Genomic DNA, 16,997 nt, shown 5'->3' on the forward strand with positions numbered 1-16,997 from the left:
GGCTTGTTTCGAGCCGCTGATTGAGGGAAAGGGATCTTCGTGAAGATCGTGGAAACTCAAACTGCCTCTCGACCCGTCGACGTCTATCGCACGCGTCTTGCCACCCGCAGCCAGATCGAGCCGCGACCGCACCCCGTGGTGTGGGGCACCAACCCGAGCGGACCGCTCACCCCGGAGCAGGTCCGCACCTATGACCGGCGCGGGTACCACACCGCCGAAGGGGTCCTCAGCGATGGCGACATCGCCACCTGCCTCTCCGAGGTCGAGACCGTGACCGAGCGCCTGGGCGAGGACCCCCGCGTCATCCGGGAGTCCTCCAACGGGGAGGTGCGCTCCCTCTTCGCCGTCCACGAGCTGAGCGAGGCCATCGCCCGCATCTGCTCCCGCCCCGACATCGTCGGCGTCGCCGAGCAGATCCTCGGCGACGAGGTCTACGTGCACCAGAGCCGGATCAACCTCAAGCCGGGCTTCGGCGGCGGCCCCTTCTACTGGCACAGCGACTTCGAGACCTGGCACGCCGAGGACGGCATGCCGACGCCGCGGGCGCTGAGCGTCTCCCTGGCCCTGACCCCGAACCTGACGACCAACGGTGCCCTGATGATCATCCCCGGCTCGCACCGACAGTTCGTCAGCTGCGTCGGTGAGACCCCGGAGGGGTACCACGAGGAGTCACTCTCCTCCTACCGGCCGCCTTTCGGCACCCCCGACGAGGCGGACGTCGCGCGGCTCTCCGAGGAGCACGGGATCGACATGATCACCGGAGGTGCGGGCTCGGCGCTGTACTTCGACAGCAACTGCATGCACGCCTCCGCCGGGAACATCTCCCCGGACCCGCGCAGCAACCTCTTCGTGGTCTTCAACGCCCGCTCCAACTCGTTGGGCGCCCCCTTCGCCGCCAGCAGCGCCCGACCGGAGCACCTCGCCCACCGCAAGGTGGCCTGAGCCTCGGGACGACCCATCGGTGCCCCCGGGATGATGCCCGGGGGCACCGGCGTTGCACGATGGAGCCCCCCGATGAAGGAGCAATCGATGTTGGAGCCGACCGGACGCACCTACAAGGTGGAGAAGACCGAGGAGCAGTGGCGGGAGGAGCTCGCCCCGGAGGAGTACTCGGTCCTGCGCAACGCCGGCACAGAACGTCCCTTCACCGGTGAGTACAACGAGACCACCACCGAGGGTGTCTACGCCTGCCGCGCCTGCGGATCCGAGCTCTTCACCTCCGAGACGAAGTTCACCAGCCACTGCGGCTGGCCCTCCTTCTACACCCCGCTCGCCGAGGACCGGGTCGAGTACATCGAGGACGACTCGCTGCCCGGCCGTCCCCGTGTCGAGGTCCGCTGCGCCAACTGCGGCAGCCACATGGGCCACGTCTTCGAGGGCGAGGGGTATGACACCCCCACCGACCAGCGGTACTGCATCAACTCGATCTCGATGACCCTGCGGCCGGCTCAGGCCTGACGACCGATTCTCGGGTCACCCGAGAAACTGCCCCCTGGCAAGAGTTTGGAACCCATGCCAAGGGGCAGTTTCTCTTGCAGGGTCAGGCGGCTTCGGCCAACGCCTCACGGATGGCCCGCACGATCAGCTCGGGATGGAACAGGTCCGCCCACGTCACCCGGACCACCACGAATCCACGCGCACGGATCCGGTCCTCGCGCTTCTTCTCCCTGAAGAGGGCATCGGCGCCACCGTCCGCGTACTTCACCTTGCCGTCGAACTCGACCAGCACCCGGGTCCCCACGATCCCGAGGTCCGCGTAGGCAAAAACCTCCCCGTCACGGTCCGCGACGGGCACCTGCGACTCCACGTCGAACCCGGCCCCGAGGAGGGTTGCGCGGGTCACGCTCTCTCCCGGGGACTCCGACCTGCCATCGGCCCACGCCAGAGCGCACCGGAACCTGGAGGCGTACGGCCAACCGGCCACGCGGTCCATGGTCGCCCGCATCTCCGCCTCGGTCACGAGGCCCCCGTGCATGGCGGCGTCGACGGACACGATTCCGGTGATGACCCCGTGGTCCATGGTCAGCTGTACGAGCGAGCCCGGCAGCTCGTTCGCCGGCCCCCAGCCCGTGCTCACCACCGCATGGCGAAGGGGGCGGATGCGCAGCTCCGCGGTGCGTGCCTCACGCTCCACGGGGCGCGCGATGTCGCCCGGCAGCACCGGGACCCGGTAGAGCGGCAACCCGTGGGCGGCCACGGCACTCGCCCCCACGAGCACGGCGTCCTCGTAGGCACGCAGCGCCGCCAGGGCCAGGATCCGCCGGTGCTCCTCGACCGTCCACGGTCCGGGGGCCGCGTAGGTGCCGCGGCAGACCCGGGTGATGAGCCCGCGTCGTAGCGCCGCAGAGATCACCCGGTCGCGCAGGCCGGCCCGGAGCGCGTCGCGGCGGGTGAAGATCCCGTCGGGCAGTGCAAGCAGGTCGCCGAAGAGGTCCTTCGAGACGTCGATCATGTCCTGAGGGTGGCCGCGCAGAATTCGCCGAGGGTCCCCCTTCGCACGCCTGTGGACGAAGGCGAATGGTGACGTGGGGCTGGGGACGGTGGCTTGGCAAGAGAAACAGCCCCTTCGCAAGAGTTTGAAACTCTTGCGAAGGGGCTGTTTCTCGGGTCACCCGAGAATCGCGGGACCCGGGGGTGGCGGCCGCGCGCCTCAGCGCAGCCCGGCCACCACGTCGGCCACGCCCACCCGGGGCCCGGTGAAGAAGGGGATCTCCTCGCGCACGTGCAGCCGGGCGCGCGAGGCGCGCAGCTCACGCATGAGGTCGACGATCCGGTGCAGCTCGTCGCCCTCGAAGGCGAGGATCCACTCGTAGTCCCCCAGGGCGAAGGCGGGGATCGTGTTCGCCCGCACGTCCGGGTAGTCCCGGGCCATCGCGCCGTGCTCGGCGAGCATCCGGCGGCGGTCCTCGTCCTCGAGGACGTACCAGTCGTAGGAGCGCACGAAGGGGTAGACGCACACGTAGTTCCGCGGCGGCTCCCCGGCCATGAAGGCCGGTATGTGGCTGCGGTTGAACTCGGCCTGACGGTGGCAGGCGACGTTGGACCACACCGGCTCGAGGTGGCTGCCGAGCTCGGTGCGCAACAACCGCTTGTACGCGTCCTGGAGCAGCTCGACCCGGTCGGCGTGCCACCAGATGAGCAGGTCGGCGTCCGCCCGCATGCCGCCGACGTCGTAGACGCCGCGGACCGTGACGCCCCCCTCGGTGACCGCCGCCAGCAGCTCCTCGACCTCCGCGGTGAGGGCGTCCCGGTCGGCGTCCCCGAGCGGAATGGCCAGGGCGAAGGCGGAGAACATCGCGTAGTGCACCGAGGAGTTGATCTCCTCCAGCTCCTCGCGGTTGGGCTTCCTGGGACGCTCGGTCATCGGGACTCCTTCGTGGTGGATGGTGCGACAGGTCGTGGTGAGTGGTCGAGCCGGGTCAGGACGGCCCTCGCGGTGTCCCGAGCACCGGCGAGCACGGCCGCGATGCCCACGCCGTCGTAGGCGGCCCCGGTCACCTCGAGGCCCGGCAGCTCGTCGACGGCGTCGCGCACCCGGCGCACCCGGTCGACGTGCCCGACGGCGTACTGGGGCAACCCTCCACCCCAGCGTTGCACATGGGTCTGCACGGGGTCCGGCAGGTCCGTCGCCAGCGCACGGGACACCTCTGCGTGGGCGATCGCGGTGAGCTCGTCGTCGCCGCGCTGCAGGGCGCGAGCCTCTCCGGCACGGCCGGCCGAGGCGCGCAGCACGGCCAGGTCGCCGGCGGCCTCCCGGACCCACGCCCATTTCGTCGTGGAGAAGGTGCTCGCCTTGATCGGACCGCCGTCGACGGCGGGGGCGAGGAAGCCGCTGCCCTCGAGGTCGGCCATCCGCGCCCGCGGCAGCGCCATCGTGATGACGACCATCGAGGCGTACTCGATGCCGGCGAGGGCATCGGCGGCGGCCGGGGTGTGCGGTCGGAGCAGCCGGCCCGTGGGGGCGGCGGGCGTGGCGAGCACGACGGTGTCCGCCCCGTGCTCGCGGGGCGCGATCGTCGGCCCTGTCACCACGCTCCACCCCGTCGGGGTGCGGTGGATCTCCCGGGCGAGGGTTCCCGTCTCGATGCGGCCCCCGGCACCGGTGACGCGCGCGGAGAGCCCCTCCGCAAGGCTCGCGATGCCGCCCCGCAACCCCATGACCCGGGGCGCGGGCGGACGCCCGGTCGGTGCCGGGACCAGCGAGGAGACCGCTTCGGGCAGGCTCGCACCGTCCGCCATCGCCGACCACAGGGCCGGCATCGTGGCCTCCAACGAGAGCTCGTCGACCCGTCCGGCGTAGACGCCGCCGAGGAGCGGTTCGACGATCCGCTCGACCACGGCCCGGCCGTAGACCGTGGCGACGGCCTCACCCACGGAGACGTCTCCCTCCGGGGCGAAGGGTGCCGGCTGCCCGGCCCGCGCTGCCTCCCCTTCGTCGAGGAGACCGGTGGGGTCGCACGCGGGGCCGGGGATGCCCATGTAGGTGCCCACCGGCACGCGGTGGCGCGTGCCCCGGGACCAGATGGTGGCCGGGACGGGCTCGGGGTGGACGACCCGACCAGTCAGGCCCAACTCCTCGAAGAGGTCGCGAGCCGCCTCGCTGCGGGCGAGCACCGACTCCGCTCCGACGTCGAGATCCACTCCGGCGACCTGCTCCAGGCGGGTCTTGCCGCCGACCCGCTCGCTGCCCTCGAGGACGAGCACGTCCAGGTCCGGACGGGCCGCCAGCAGGTGGTGAGCACTCGCCAGACCGGCGAGGCCACCACCGACGACCACGACCCGATGCGCCATGGTCCCAGTCTCCCACCGCTTCCGGCCACATCCGACACCGGCCGCTGGAACCAAATCCGCCCGCGGAGCGTCTAACCTGTCACGCCGGGAGGGGCCCGGCGATCAGCAGGGGGTTGATGATCATGAGGCGGTACACGTCACTGCGATGGGCGGCACTGGTGGCCGCGGCCGGCGTGGCACTGGCCGGATGTGCCGGTGGCGCGGACAGCGGAGGGAGCAGCGGGGCGCCCGCCTCCTCGGCCGACAGCGGCCCGAGCGGGGTCGGGTCGAGGGAGGCAGGGTCGGAGGCCGACTCCGCCGCGCCGGAATCGGCCGGCGGCGCCGACCAGGACCTCACGAGCGAGCACATCGCCCGCGAGGCCGGGCTCGACATCACGGTCAAGGACCTCGACAAGAGCGTCGAGCGGGTGCGCTCGGTGGCCGAGGACGCCGACGGGCGGATCTCCTCGGAGCAGACTCGCACCGATCCCGACCGGCAGTGGTCCAGCACCCGGATCGAGGTGACCGTCCCGGCCGAGGAGCTCGACGCGACGCTGGCGGAGCTGGAGGACCTTGGCGAGGTCACCGAACGCACCAGCGAGACCACGGACCTCAGCTCGACCTACACCGACACCGATGCCCGGGTCCGCACGATGAAGAAGAGCATCTCCCGGCTGGAGAAGCTCCTCGACGGTGCCGAGGACCTGGGTCAGGTCATCAAGATCGAGGACGAGCTGACCGACCGGGAGGCGGACCTGGAGTCCCTCACCCGCCGGCTGAAGGCGCTGGAGAAGCGCACGACCACGGCACCGATCACGCTGGATCTCAGCACCGAGTCCGCGCCGGTGAATGACGAGGAGGAGACCGGCTTCGTCGCCGGGCTGCAGCACGGCTGGTCGGCCTTCACCTCGAGCGTGGCGGTGCTCGTGACGGTCCTCGGTGCCGTGCTGCCCTTCGCCGTCGTGGCCGCGCTGGTGCTCGGGCCGCTGTGGTGGTGGATCCGGCGGCGCCGGTCGGGGGTCAGCGAGCCGTGAGCTCGTGCACGAGCTGGACGACCCGGGTGAGCACGACGGGGTCGGTGTCCGGCAGCACCCCGTGACCAAGGTTGAAGATGTGCCCGCGGGCGGCACTCCCCTCGCCCAGGATCCGGCGGACCTCCTGCTCGATCACGTCCCACGGGGCGAAGAGGAGGGCCGGGTCGAGGTTGCCCTGCACCGACACTCCCTGACCGACGCGCTCGATGGCGTCGGTCAGGGAGACGCGGTAGTCCACGCCGAGGACCTCGCAGCCGGCGCCGGCCATGTCGGTGAGCAGCTCGCCCGTGCCGACCCCGAAGTGGATGCGGGGGACCTGCAGGTCGGCGACGTCGGCCAGGACCGCCTCGCTGTGCGGGAGCACGTGTCGCACGTAGTCGGCGCGGGAGAGGAAGCCGGCCCAGGAGTCGAAGAGCTGCACGGCGCTCGCACCGGCCTCGACCTGCACCCGCAGGAAGGCCGCCGAGATCACCGCCAGCCGGGAGCACAGGTCGTGCCACAGCTGCGGGTCGCCGTGCATGAGGGCCTTCGTCTCCTCGTGGTTGCGACTCGGGCCGCCCTCGACGAGGTAGGAGGCGAGGGTGAAGGGGGCACCGGCGAAGCCGACGAGCGGCGTGGCACCCAGCTCGAGGACGATGCGCCGCACCGACTCCGCGATGTCCGGGACCATGTCGGGGGTCAGCTCGGGGAGCCGCTCGAGGTCCTCGCGCCCCCGGAAGGGGCGGTCCATGACCGGCCCCACCCCGGGCTCGATGTCCACGTCGACGCCGACGGCCTGCAGCGGCACGACGATGTCGGAGAAGAAGACGGCGGCGTCGACCCGGTGGCGGCGCACCGGTTGCAGCGTGATCTCGGTGACGAGATCCGGTGTGCGACAGGCCTGGAGCATGTTCGTGCCCGCGCGCAGCTCGCGGTACTCGGGCAGTGATCGCCCGGCCTGGCGCATGAACCAGACGGGGGTGTGCTCCACGGGGAGGCCCCGGGCGGCACGGACGAGTGGAGAGTCGGCGGGATCGGCGTCGGCTGTCACGCGGCCGATCATCCCATGCGCGCCGGACGGCGTGGCATCCCCGTCGCCCGCCCCCACCCGACCTAGGGTCGACGGGTGGCAACCCGACGGATCTCCGAGACGCGCGCGGCGCAGTTCGCCGAGGCCCTGCGCAGCCTGCACGAGGCCCGACTGCGCCCCGAGGTGCGCCTCACCGAGGTCCCTGCGCCGACGCGACTGGCCCCGCACGCCGTGGCCATGACGGTCGACATCGTCGACCCCGACGACGGCGAGCTGGACCTGGCGACGGGCCGGTTCGTGCTGCTGCACGACCCCGCCGAGCCCGAGCCCTGGGGCGGCGCCTGGCGGGTCGTCACCTTCGCCCGGGCCGAGCTGGAGGGCGAGCTCGCCGGCGACCCGGTGCTCGGCGCCGTGGGCTGGTCCTGGCTCACCGACGCGCTGGAGGCGCACGAGCTGCCCGCGGACAACATCGCCGGGACCGTGACGCGCGTGGTCTCCGAGTCCTTCGGCGACCTCGAGGACACCGCCGTCGACGTCGAGATGGAGATCCGCGCGTCGTGGAGCCCTCGTGACGCCCACGCGGGCGAGCACCTGGCCGCCTGGGCGGAGATGCTCGGCACGGTCGGTGGGCTGCCCCCGCTGCCGGAGGGCGTGGTGGCGCTGCCGGGGCGGCGCCGTTGAGCCGGGAGGGCGCGAAGGGAGCGGCCGGGACCTTCGAGGACGAGGGCCTGCCGGTCCTCACCGAACCCACCGAGGGGGTCCCCCCGGTGACCTCCACGGAGCACGGACTGACCGAGCTTGCCGACGCGGTCCGCGACGGTTACGGCCCCATCGCCCTGGACGCCGAGCGCGCCTCGGGTTACCGCTACGGGCAGCACGCCTACCTGGTGCAGGTGCGCCGGGAGGGCGCCGGCTCCTTCCTCATCGATCCCGTCGCCCTGCCCGACCTCGATCCCCTCGACCAGGCCATCGGCACCGGCGAGTGGATCCTGCACGCCGCGACCCAGGACCTGGAGTGCCTGCGCGAGTTGGGCCTGGCGCCCCGTCAGCTCTTCGACACCGAGCTCGCCGGCCGTCTCCTCGGGTTGCCCCGGGTCGGCCTCGCCTCGGTCGTCGAGCACTACCTCGGCATCACGCTCGCGAAGGAGCACTCCGCCGTCGACTGGTCGACCCGTCCGCTCCCGGAGCCCTGGCTGCGCTATGCCGCCCTGGACGTGGAGGTGCTCACCGAGGTCCGCAACCTCATGGGCGTGGACCTGGCGACACAGGGGAAGCAGGAATGGGCCCGGCAGGAGTTCGAGTACCTGCTGCACTGGCGCCCGCACGTCAAGCGGGACCCGTGGCGACGCACCTCGGGTCTGCACCGCATCCGCAAGCCGCGGGTCCTGGCGACGGTGCGGGAGCTGTGGTGGGAGCGTGACCGGATCGCCCGGCAGCGCGACGTCTCCCCCGGTCGCGTCATCCCCGACACCGCTCTCGTGGAGATCGCCACCGCCGCGCCGAGGTCCGCTGCCGACCTGCCGCGCGGGCACCGCTCGATCCAGCGCAACCAGCGCGCGTGGCTCGAGGCCGTGGACAGGGCCGCGGCGCTCACGGACGAGGAGCTGCCCCCGTCCTCGGTGAAGCCCGACGGGCCGCCGCCGCAGCGCTCCTGGCGCAACCGCGACCCGCTCGCCGCCGACCGGCTCACCGAGTCCCGCGCGTCGCTGACCGCCTTCGCCGAGGAGCACGGACTGCCGGTGGAGAACCTCTGCTCCCCGGACCCGCTGCGTCGCGTCGTGTGGGACCCCCCGGTGCAGCGCGACCCCGAGACCTTCGCCGCGGCTCTCGCCGAGCACGGGGTCCGACCCTGGCAACGCGAGATCGTCGCGCCGATGATCGCGTCGGCCTTCGCCTCCCACCCGGACCCGTAACGCCCTCAAGCGCCGACACACCGCCCGGCCAGTTCGAGGCCAACTCATATATGAGTTAACGTGGCACTCATGTCGGATGACTACTTGGCCCGTATCGGTACCACCATCAAGGAGGCCCGGACGAGCAGCGGACTCTCCCAGTCCGAGCTCGCGACCCGACTGGACACCAGTCAGGGTGCCGTGGCCCGCATCGAGGCCGGGGGCCAGAACCTGACGCTGGACAACCTCGCCCGCATCAGCGAGGCGCTGGACACCGAGCTGGTCGCCCTGACCCGCACCCCGACGAGCGGCGCGGTACACCTGAAGATCGAGGGCGGCCGCCGCCTCTCCGGGGCGATCGACGTCAAGACGAGCAAGAACGCCGCGGTCGCGCTGCTGTGCGCCTCGCTGCTGAACAAGGGGCGCACCACGCTGCGTGGCCTCGCCCGCATCGAGGAGGTCAACCGCATCCTCGAGGTGCTCAACTCCATCGGTGTGCAGACCCGCTGGCTGGGCGACTCCTCGGACCTGGAGATCATCCCGCCGCCGAAGCTCAGCCTGGAGGACATGGACGAGGAGGCGGCCCGCCGCACCCGTTCGGTCATCATGTTCCTCGGGCCGCTGCTGCACGAGTTCGACGACTTCCGCCTCCCGTACGCCGGAGGCTGCGACCTGGGCACCCGGACCGTCGAGCCGCACATGACCTCGCTGATCCACTTCGGTCTCGACGTGACCGCGACGCACGGCTGGTACGAGGCGAAGGTCGCCGACACCCACGACGGGCAGGCCCGCGCGATCATCCTCACCGAGCGCGGCGACACCGTCACCGAGAACGCGCTCATGGCCGCCGCCCGGCACCCGGGCCGGACGATCATCCGCAACGCCTCCCCGAACTACATGGTCCAGGACCTGTGCTTCTTCCTCGAGCGTCTCGGCGTCACCGTCCGTGGCATCGGGACGACGACCCTGGAGGTCATCGGCCTCGAGGAGATCGACGTCGACGTCGAGTACTCCCCCAGCGAGGACCCGATCGAGGCGATGAGCCTCATCGCTGCCGCGATCGTCACCGACTCGGAGATCACCATCCGGCGCTGCCCGATCGAGTTCCTCGAGATCGAGCTGGCGACCCTGGCGACGATGGGCATGAAGTACACGCTCTCCCGCGAGTACGAGGCCGCCAACGGGCGCACCCGCCTCGTGGACATCACGACGCACCCGGGCCCGCTCAAGGCGCCCATCGACAAGATCCACCCGATGCCCTTCCCGGGCCTGAACATCGACAACCTGCCCTTCTTCGCGCTCATCGCCGCCTGCGCGGAGGGCACGACGACGATCCACGACTGGGTCTACGACAACCGGGCGATCTACCTGACCGAGCTGAACAAGATCGGCGGCCGGGTCACCCTCATGGACCCCCACCGGGTGCTCGTCGACGGCCCGAACCGGTGGCGTGCCAACGAGGTCACCTGCCCGCCGGCGCTGCGCCCCGGTGTCGTCATCCTCCTCGGGATGCTCGCCGCCCCGGGCACCTCCTACCTGCGCAACGTCTACGTCATCAACCGCGGCTACGAGGACCTCGCCGAGCGGCTCAACGCCCTCGGCGCCAGCGTGCACCCCTTCCGCGACATCGGCTGACCTCCGCCGCGGGTGTCGGCCTCGCCCGTCAGAGGTGGTGGCGCAGCCGCTCCACGATCGGCTCGGGCACCAGACCGACCGACTCCAGGATCTGGGCGCGGGAGGCGTGGTCGATGAACTCCTTCGGCAGCCCGAAGCGGTGCACCGGCGTGGCCACCCCGGCGTCGTCGAGCACCCGGGAGACCTCGGCGCCGACCCCGCCGGCGACGTTGTTGTCCTCGATGACCCCGACCTGACCGGCGCGGGCGGCGAGGCCCACGAGGGCCTCCGGTACGGGCAGCACCCAACGTGGGTCGACGACCAGGGCCCGGTGCCCCTCGGCGGCGAGCTTCTCACCGACCGTGATCGCGGTGCCCGCCATGGCGCCCACGGCGATCAGGAGGACCTCGGGATCCTCCGTCGGGTCACCGACGAGCACGTCCATGCCCTCGAAGGTCTCCACCGCCTCCAGCGACTCACCGACGCTGCCCTTCGGGAAGCGGACCACGGTGGGCCCGTCCGAGACCTCCGACGCCTCGCGCAGGGCGCGCCGGATCTGGCCCCCGTCACGGGGGGCCGCCAACCGCACGCCGGGCACGAGGGCCACGAGCGACATGTCCCACATGCCGTGGTGGCTCGCCCCGTCCGGTCCCGTGATGCCGGAGCGGTCCAGGACGAAGGTCACCCCGGCCCGGTGCATCGCGCAGTCCATGAGCAGCTGGTCGAAGGCCCGGTTGAGGAAGGTGGCGTAGATCGCCACGACCGGGTGCATCCCGGCGAAGGCGAGCCCGGCCGCCATCGTCGTCCCGTGCTGCTCGGCGATCCCTACGTCGAAGGTGCGCTCCGGATACCGCTCGGCGAAGGGCTTGAGCCCGACCGGGATCATCATGGCCGCCGTGACCGCGACGATGTCCTCCCGCTCGGCCCCGAGCCGGAGGAGCTCGTCGCTGAACTCGTCGGTCCACGAGCGACCCTTGATCTCCAGCGGCAGCCCGGTCTCGGGGTTGATCTTGCCGACGGTGTGGAACTGGTCGGCCACGTCGCCCACCGCGTGGTCGTAGCCCCGCCCCTTCTGGGTGATGACGTGCACGAGGACGGGACCGCCGAAGTCGCGTGCCCGCCGCAGCGCCTGCTCGACGCTCGCCTCGTCGTGCCCGTCGACGGGACCGAGGTACTTGATGCCGAGGTCCTCGAACATCCCCTGCGGTGCGAAGAAGTCCTTCGCGCCCTTCTTCATCGAGTGGAAGGCCTGGTAGGCGGTCCGGCCGACGACGGGGGTGTCGTGCAGCTTGCGCTTGCCCCAGTCCAGGACCTGCTCGTACTGCCGGTGGGTGCGCAGCATCGCCAGGTGGTCGGCGAGGCCACCGATGGTCGGGGCGTAGGAGCGCTCGTTGTCGTTGACGACGATGACCAGCGGCAGGTCCTTGTCGGCGGCGATGTTGTTCAGCGCCTCCCACGCCATGCCTCCGGTGAGCGCCCCGTCACCGATGACGGCCACGGCGTGACGGTCCTGGCCGCGCAGGTGGTAGGCCTTGGCGATGCCGTGCCCCCACGACAACGAGGTGGAGGCGTGGCTGTTGCCGACGACGTCGTGCTCGGACTCCTCACGGCTCGGGTACCCCGAGAGCCCGCCACGACCGCGCAGCCCGTCGAAGTCCTGTCGCCCGGTGAGCATCTTGTGCACGTAGGACTGGTGGCCGGTGTCGAAGACGACGGTGTCGCGCGGCGAGTCGAAAACCCGGTGGATCGCCATGGTCAGCTCGACGACGCCGAGGTTGGGCCCCAGGTGCCCTCCGGTGCGCGAGACCCGCGAGACGAGGAAAGCGCGGATCTCCTCCGCGAGGGTGCCGAGCTGCTCGCTGGTGAGCCGCTTGAGGTCAGCGGGAGAGGTGATCGTCTCGAGGACTGCCACGCTGGCGTTCCTTCCGGTGGGGGTGACCGATCGATTCTACGCGAGGTCGGTCGCGGACCCACCTCGGAGCCGGGGCACGAAGATCTGCCCCTCGAGGGCGTCCCGCACCAGGGCGATTCCCCGCTGGGCGGCCCGCAGCCGCAGCCCCTCCTGCTCGAGGCAGACGAGGAGCGCATCGACCGTGCCGGTCGGCAGCCGCTCGGCGAGGTCGACCCGTACCCGGCGGTAGGCCCGGCGCATCGCCTGCACCTGGGCCTCCACGTGGTGCTCGGCCAGCCAGGCCAGCGCCACCGGGTGGCGCCGTAGCACCGCGTGGCCCCGGTAGTCCGGCGGGCACAGGTCGAGCAGCCACGGGACCACCGCGGCCTCCCACCCGCGCGCCCCGGGTGGTGGCACCCCGTCCGGCCAGCCGGGCGGTCCCCCCTTCGCCCGTGCCTGCGCCGTCGCCGCGCCCGGTGAGCCGGGGGCCGCCACACGCATCGGAGGCTCGTCGTAGAACACGTGTTCGATTCTATGCCCATCGGGCGACATGACGAAGGCGCCGCCCTGAGGAGGTCGCGATGCGACCGTCACGAAGGGGGTGTCCGCCGGGTCGGCGGACACCCCCTTCGCTCGGGCCGATCGAGGTCAGCCGGCGATCTGGCGCAGGACGTACTGCAGGATCCCGCCGTTGCGGAAGTAGTCCGCCTCACCGGGGGTGTCGATGCGCACGACCGCGTCGAAGTCCACCGTCTCGCCGGACTCCTTGGTCGCGGTCACCTTCACCGTCTCCGGCATGGCGCCGTCGTTGCAGGCCGCGAGACCGACGATGTCGAAGGTCTCGGTCCCGTCGAGGCCGAGCGACTCCGCGCTCTGCCCCTCCGGGAACTGCAGCGGGGCGACGCCCATGCCGATGAGGTTGCTGCGGTGGATCCGCTCGTAGGACTGCGCGATGACCGCGTGCACACCGAGCAGGCCGGTGCCCTTGGCGGCCCAGTCGCGCGAGGAGCCGGAGCCGTACTCCTTGCCCGCGAGGACGACGAGCGGGATGTTCGCCGCCTGGTAGTTCTGGCTGGCCTCGAAGATCGTCGTCTGCTCCCCACCGCGGGTGAAGTCCCGGGTGAAGCCACCCTCGACGCCGTCCAGCAGCTGGTTCTTCAGCCGGATGTTGGCGAAGGTGCCGCGGACCATGACCTCGTGGTTGCCACGGCGCGAGCCGTAGGAGTTGAAGTCCTTGCGGTCGACGCCGTGCTCCTTGAGGTAGACGCCGGCCGGGCTGTCGGCCTTGATCGCGCCGGCCGGGCTGATGTGGTCGGTCGTGACCGAGTCACCCAGCAGCGCCAGCACGCGCGCACCGGAGATGTCCTCGACCGGGTCCAGCTCCTTGCCCATCCCCTCGAAGAAGGGAGCCTTGCGCACGTAGGTGGAGTCCTGGTCCCACTCGAAGGTCTTGCCCTCCGGGGTGGGCAGCGAGGTCCAGTGCTCGTCACCGGCGAAGACGTCGGAGTACTTCTCGACGAACATCTCCTCGCTCACCGCGTCGTCGATGACCTGCTGCACCTCGGCCGGGTTCGGCCAGATGTCGCCGAGGAAGACGTCCTTGCCGTCCGCGTCCTGCCCGAGCGGCTCGGCCTCGAAGTCGAAGTCCATCGTCCCGGCGAGCGCGTAGGCGATGACCAGCGGCGGGGAGGCCAGGTAGTTCATCTTCACGTCCGGGTTGATCCGGCCCTCGAAGTTGCGGTTGCCGGAGAGGACCGAGGTGACCGCGAGGTCGCCCGCGTTCACGGCCTCGGAGACCTCCGGGATGATCGGGCCGGAGTTGCCGATGCAGGTCGTGCAGCCGTAGCCGACGAGGTGGTAGCCGAGCTTCTCGAGGTAGGGCCACATGCCGGCCTTCTCGTAGTACTCGGTGACGACCTTGGAGCCGGGCGCCATGGAGGTCTTGACCCAGGGCTTGACCTGCAGGCCGCGCTCGACGGCGTTCTTCGCGAGCATGGCTGCGGCCATCATCACCGAGGGGTTCGAGGTGTTGGTGCAGCTCGTGATCGAGGCGATGACGACGTGGCCGTGGTCGATCTCGACCTGCTCACCGTCGAGGGAGGCCGCGACCGGGTCGCTCGCCCGCTCGCCCGCATAGGGCTTGGAGTGCTCCGGACGACCGGCCTCCTGGGACGCCTCGTGTGCGTCGTGGCTCGGGGCGTCCGAGGCGGGGAAGGTGTCGCGCAGCTCGTCGTCGACCGCGCTCTTCTCGATGCCGTGGCCGTTGACGACGTAGTTCTTCAGGTCGGCGCGGAACTGCGTCTTGGCGTCGGTGACCGAGATGCGGTCCTGGGGACGCTTCGGGCCGGCGATCGAGGGGACGACCGTGGACAGGTCGAGCTCCATGCGCTCGGAGTAGCGGGCCTCGACCTCCGGGTCGCGCCACATGCCCTGCTCCTTGGCGTAGGCCTCGACGAGGGAGACCTGCTGCTCGGAGCGGCCGGTGAGACGCATGTAGTCCAGGGTCACGTCGTCGATCGGGAAGATCGCCGCGGTGGAGCCGAACTCGGGGCTCATGTTGCCGATGGTGGCGCGGTTGGCCAGCGGGACCTCACCGACGCCCTCGCCGTAGAACTCGACGAACTTGCCGACGACGCCGTGGTCGCGCAGCATCTCGGTGATCGTCAGCACGACGTCGGTCGCGGTGGCGCCGGCGGGGATGCTGCCGGTCAGCTTGAAGCCGACGACGCGCGGGATGAGCATCGAGATCGGCTGGCCGAGCATCGCGGCCTCGGCCTCGATGCCGCCGACGCCCCAGCCCAGGACGCCCAGGCCGTTCTCCATCGTCGTGTGGCTGTCGGTGCCGACGCAGGTGTCGGGGTAGGCGACGCCGTCGCGGGTCATCGTCACCCGAGCGAGGTGCTCGATGTTGACCTGGTGGACGATGCCGGTGCCCGGGGGGACGACCTTGAAGTCGTCGAAGGCGGTCTGGCCCCAGCGCAGGAACTGGTAGCGCTCCTTGTTGCGCTGGTACTCGAACTCCACGTTGCGCGCGAAGGCGTCCGGCTGACCGAAGACATCGATCTGGACCGAGTGGTCGATGACCATCTCGGCGGGTGCGAGCGGGTTGATCTTGCTCGGGTCGCCGCCGAGGTCGGCGACGGCCTCGCGCATGGTCGCCAGGTCGACGACGCACGGCACACCGGTGAAGTCCTGCATGATCACGCGCGCCGGCGTGAACTGGATCTCGACGCTGGGATCGGCGTTCTCGTCCCAGCCACCGAGTGCGTTGACGTGCTCCGCGGTGACGTTCTTGCCGTCCTCCGTGCGCAGCAGGTTCTCGAGCAGCACCTTGAGGCTGTAGGGCAGGGTCTTCGAGCCCTCGACCGCGTCGACGCGGTAGATCTCGTAGGACTGCTCACCGACGGTGAGCTCCCCCTTGGCATTGAAGGTGTTCGCACTGGTCACAGCCGACTCCTTGTCGTAGTTATCTCGACGTCAAGATAAAAATACCACAGCCACGATCCGACGAGCGGGACCCCTCGCCGTCGAACGGCTCCGGCCCACCACTCTCCCCCATCGTGTGGCCCAAGTCACCCGAGGACGGCTCCCCGGGGCTCGAGGACCGCCACGCACTCCACGTGGTGGGTCATCGGGAAGGCGTCGAAGGCGCGCAGCGAGACGAGGTCGTACCCACCGGCCAGGAGGTGGGCGGTGTCCCGGGCCAGGGCGGCCGGGTCGCAGGCGACGTAGACGATCCTGCGGGCGCGAAGGGGGACCAGCGCCTCGATCACGCCCCGGCCGGCGCCGGTGCGCGGCGGGTCCAGGACGACGACGTCCGCGCTCGGTGGCAGCAGCTCCGAGCGCGCCGGCCTCCCCCGCCGCCGGCGCCCCTTGCGGGGCACGCCGAGGAGGTCGTCGACCCGGCCCGGGAGCACCAACGCCCCCGGCTGCCCCGCGAGGTTCTCCCGCAGGTGACCGACCGCCCGCTCGTCGGACTCGACGGCCAGCAGCTGGCCCCCTTCGCCCGTGGCGGCCGCCAGGTGCAGCGAGAAGAGGCCGACGCCGCAGTAGAGGTCGAGCACCCGCTCCCCCGGCCGGACACCGGCCGCCTCCAGCACCGCCGTGACGAAGGCGCGCGGCGCGGCGCGGTGCACCTGCCAGAAGCCCCGGGCATCGACGCCCATCCCCACCTCGCCGCCCGGGGCGGCGACCTCCTCACGAAGGGGGATCGGCGGGGTCGGCGAGTCCGCCGGCACCTCGACGAGCACCGTGTCCGCCTCGCCGGAGGGCACCACCACGTCGACGGCGCGGATCCCCTCCGGCACCCCGTCCTCCCGGGCGGCGGCGAGCGCCTCGTCCACCTCGGGCACGGCGATCGGGCAGCCTGGGACGGCGAGCACGTCGTGGCTGCGGTGGCGCCGCAGCCCGATCGTCCCCTCGGGCGAGACCGCGAACTCCACGCGGGTCCGGTAGCGCAGCCCCTCCTCGTCGTCGAGCGGCTCGACCTCCACCTCGCGCTCGAGCCCGGCCAGCCGGGAGAGCTGCTCGGCGACGACCTCGCCCTTGAGGCGCCGCTGTCGCCGGAGGGAGACGTGCTGGAAGTCGCAACCGCCGCACATCCCCGGCCCCGCGACCGGGCACGGCGGGCCCACCCGGTCCGAGGAGGCCGTGAGCACCGCGACGGCGTCGGCGCGCAGGAAACGGTCGCCCGGGCTCCCTTCGGTGATGCGGGCACGCACCCGCTCGCCGGGCAGCGAGTGGCGGACGAAGACCACCCGTCCGTGGTGGCGGGCCACGCAGTGCCC

General features: G+C 71.3%; 14 protein-coding genes. 6 read left to right on the forward strand and 8 right to left on the reverse strand.

Features of this window, described 5'->3' with window-relative positions:
* Positions 1 to 39: 39 nt before the first annotated feature.
* On the forward strand, positions 40 to 942 hold the full coding sequence (gene thpD, locus JCO01S_RS07200; protein WP_245634357.1) for an ectoine hydroxylase: 903 nt from the start codon (positions 40 to 42) through the stop codon (positions 940 to 942).
* Positions 943 to 1,029: 87 nt separating this feature from the next.
* Entirely contained in the window at positions 1,030 to 1,458 is a 429-nt protein-coding gene (gene msrB, locus JCO01S_RS07205) for a peptide-methionine (R)-S-oxide reductase MsrB (RefSeq protein ID WP_068252996.1), read from the forward strand.
* Between the two features lie 82 nt (positions 1,459 to 1,540).
* Here msrB and JCO01S_RS07210 read toward each other — a convergent pair whose 3' ends face one another.
* The 3 genes from JCO01S_RS07210 to hemG form a co-directional block, all read right to left on the reverse strand.
* A complete protein-coding gene (locus JCO01S_RS07210) occupies positions 1,541 to 2,452 on the reverse strand; it encodes a type IV toxin-antitoxin system AbiEi family antitoxin domain-containing protein (RefSeq protein WP_068252999.1) in 912 nt (303 codons plus the stop codon).
* 198 nt (positions 2,453 to 2,650) lie between these two features.
* Positions 2,651 to 3,364, reverse strand: coding sequence for a hydrogen peroxide-dependent heme synthase (hemQ, locus tag JCO01S_RS07215; RefSeq protein WP_068253002.1), 714 nt, complete (start codon positions 3,362 to 3,364; stop codon positions 2,651 to 2,653).
* Positions 3,361 to 4,791, reverse strand: a complete 1,431-nt coding sequence (gene hemG, locus JCO01S_RS07220) for a protoporphyrinogen oxidase (protein WP_084342717.1) — start codon at positions 4,789 to 4,791, stop codon at positions 3,361 to 3,363. The genes hemQ and hemG overlap by 4 nt, the downstream gene beginning before the upstream one ends.
* Positions 4,792 to 4,913: 122 nt before the next feature.
* Between hemG and JCO01S_RS07225 the strand changes: the two genes are divergently transcribed.
* Positions 4,914 to 5,804, forward strand: coding sequence for a DUF4349 domain-containing protein (locus JCO01S_RS07225; RefSeq protein WP_169796907.1), 891 nt, complete (start codon positions 4,914 to 4,916; stop codon positions 5,802 to 5,804).
* On the opposite strand, the gene hemE is transcribed toward JCO01S_RS07225, so the two are convergent.
* Positions 5,791 to 6,846, reverse strand: coding sequence for a uroporphyrinogen decarboxylase (gene hemE, locus JCO01S_RS07230; protein WP_068253007.1), 1,056 nt, complete (start codon positions 6,844 to 6,846; stop codon positions 5,791 to 5,793). The genes JCO01S_RS07225 and hemE overlap by 14 nt on opposite strands.
* A 63-nt stretch (positions 6,847 to 6,909) precedes the next feature.
* Here hemE and JCO01S_RS07235 point away from each other — a divergent pair, with 63 nt between their 5' ends.
* The 3 genes from JCO01S_RS07235 (at position 6,910) to JCO01S_RS07245 (ending at position 10,340) form a co-directional block, all read left to right on the forward strand.
* Positions 6,910 to 7,494, forward strand: coding sequence for a DUF3000 domain-containing protein (locus JCO01S_RS07235; RefSeq protein WP_068253010.1), 585 nt, complete (start codon positions 6,910 to 6,912; stop codon positions 7,492 to 7,494).
* Positions 7,491 to 8,726: an HRDC domain-containing protein gene (locus JCO01S_RS07240; protein ID WP_084342719.1), complete on the forward strand. Its 1,236-nt coding sequence runs from the start codon at positions 7,491 to 7,493 to the stop codon at positions 8,724 to 8,726. The genes JCO01S_RS07235 and JCO01S_RS07240 overlap by 4 nt, the downstream gene beginning before the upstream one ends.
* A gap of 69 nt (positions 8,727 to 8,795) precedes the next feature.
* Positions 8,796 to 10,340 carry a helix-turn-helix domain-containing protein gene (locus JCO01S_RS07245; protein ID WP_068253013.1) on the forward strand — a complete coding sequence of 515 codons (1,545 nt, stop codon included), beginning with the start codon at positions 8,796 to 8,798 and terminating at the stop codon, positions 10,338 to 10,340.
* A 28-nt stretch (positions 10,341 to 10,368) separates the two neighbouring features.
* Here the strand turns inward: JCO01S_RS07245 and dxs are convergent, their stop codons facing one another.
* The 4 genes from dxs to JCO01S_RS07265 all read right to left on the reverse strand — a co-directional run.
* Positions 10,369 to 12,231 (reverse strand): 1-deoxy-D-xylulose-5-phosphate synthase, encoded by a 1,863-nt coding sequence (gene dxs, locus JCO01S_RS07250; RefSeq protein WP_068253016.1) that lies wholly within the window; start codon positions 12,229 to 12,231, stop codon positions 10,369 to 10,371.
* A 36-nt stretch (positions 12,232 to 12,267) separates the two neighbouring features.
* Positions 12,268 to 12,732 (reverse strand): hypothetical protein, encoded by a 465-nt coding sequence (locus JCO01S_RS07255; protein WP_245634358.1) that lies wholly within the window; start codon positions 12,730 to 12,732, stop codon positions 12,268 to 12,270.
* 126 nt (positions 12,733 to 12,858) lie between these two features.
* Entirely contained in the window at positions 12,859 to 15,657 is a 2,799-nt protein-coding gene (locus JCO01S_RS07260; protein ID WP_068253019.1) for an aconitate hydratase, read from the reverse strand.
* Positions 15,658 to 15,782: 125 nt separating this feature from the next.
* Positions 15,783 to 16,997: class I SAM-dependent RNA methyltransferase (locus JCO01S_RS07265; protein WP_068253035.1), on the reverse strand; the 1,215-nt coding region annotated here is incomplete at its 5' end.

Origin of the sequence: Janibacter corallicola NBRC 107790 (genome assembly GCF_001570965.1) — a bacterium.
Taxonomy (GTDB): Bacteria; Actinomycetota; Actinomycetes; order Actinomycetales; family Dermatophilaceae; genus Janibacter; species Janibacter corallicola.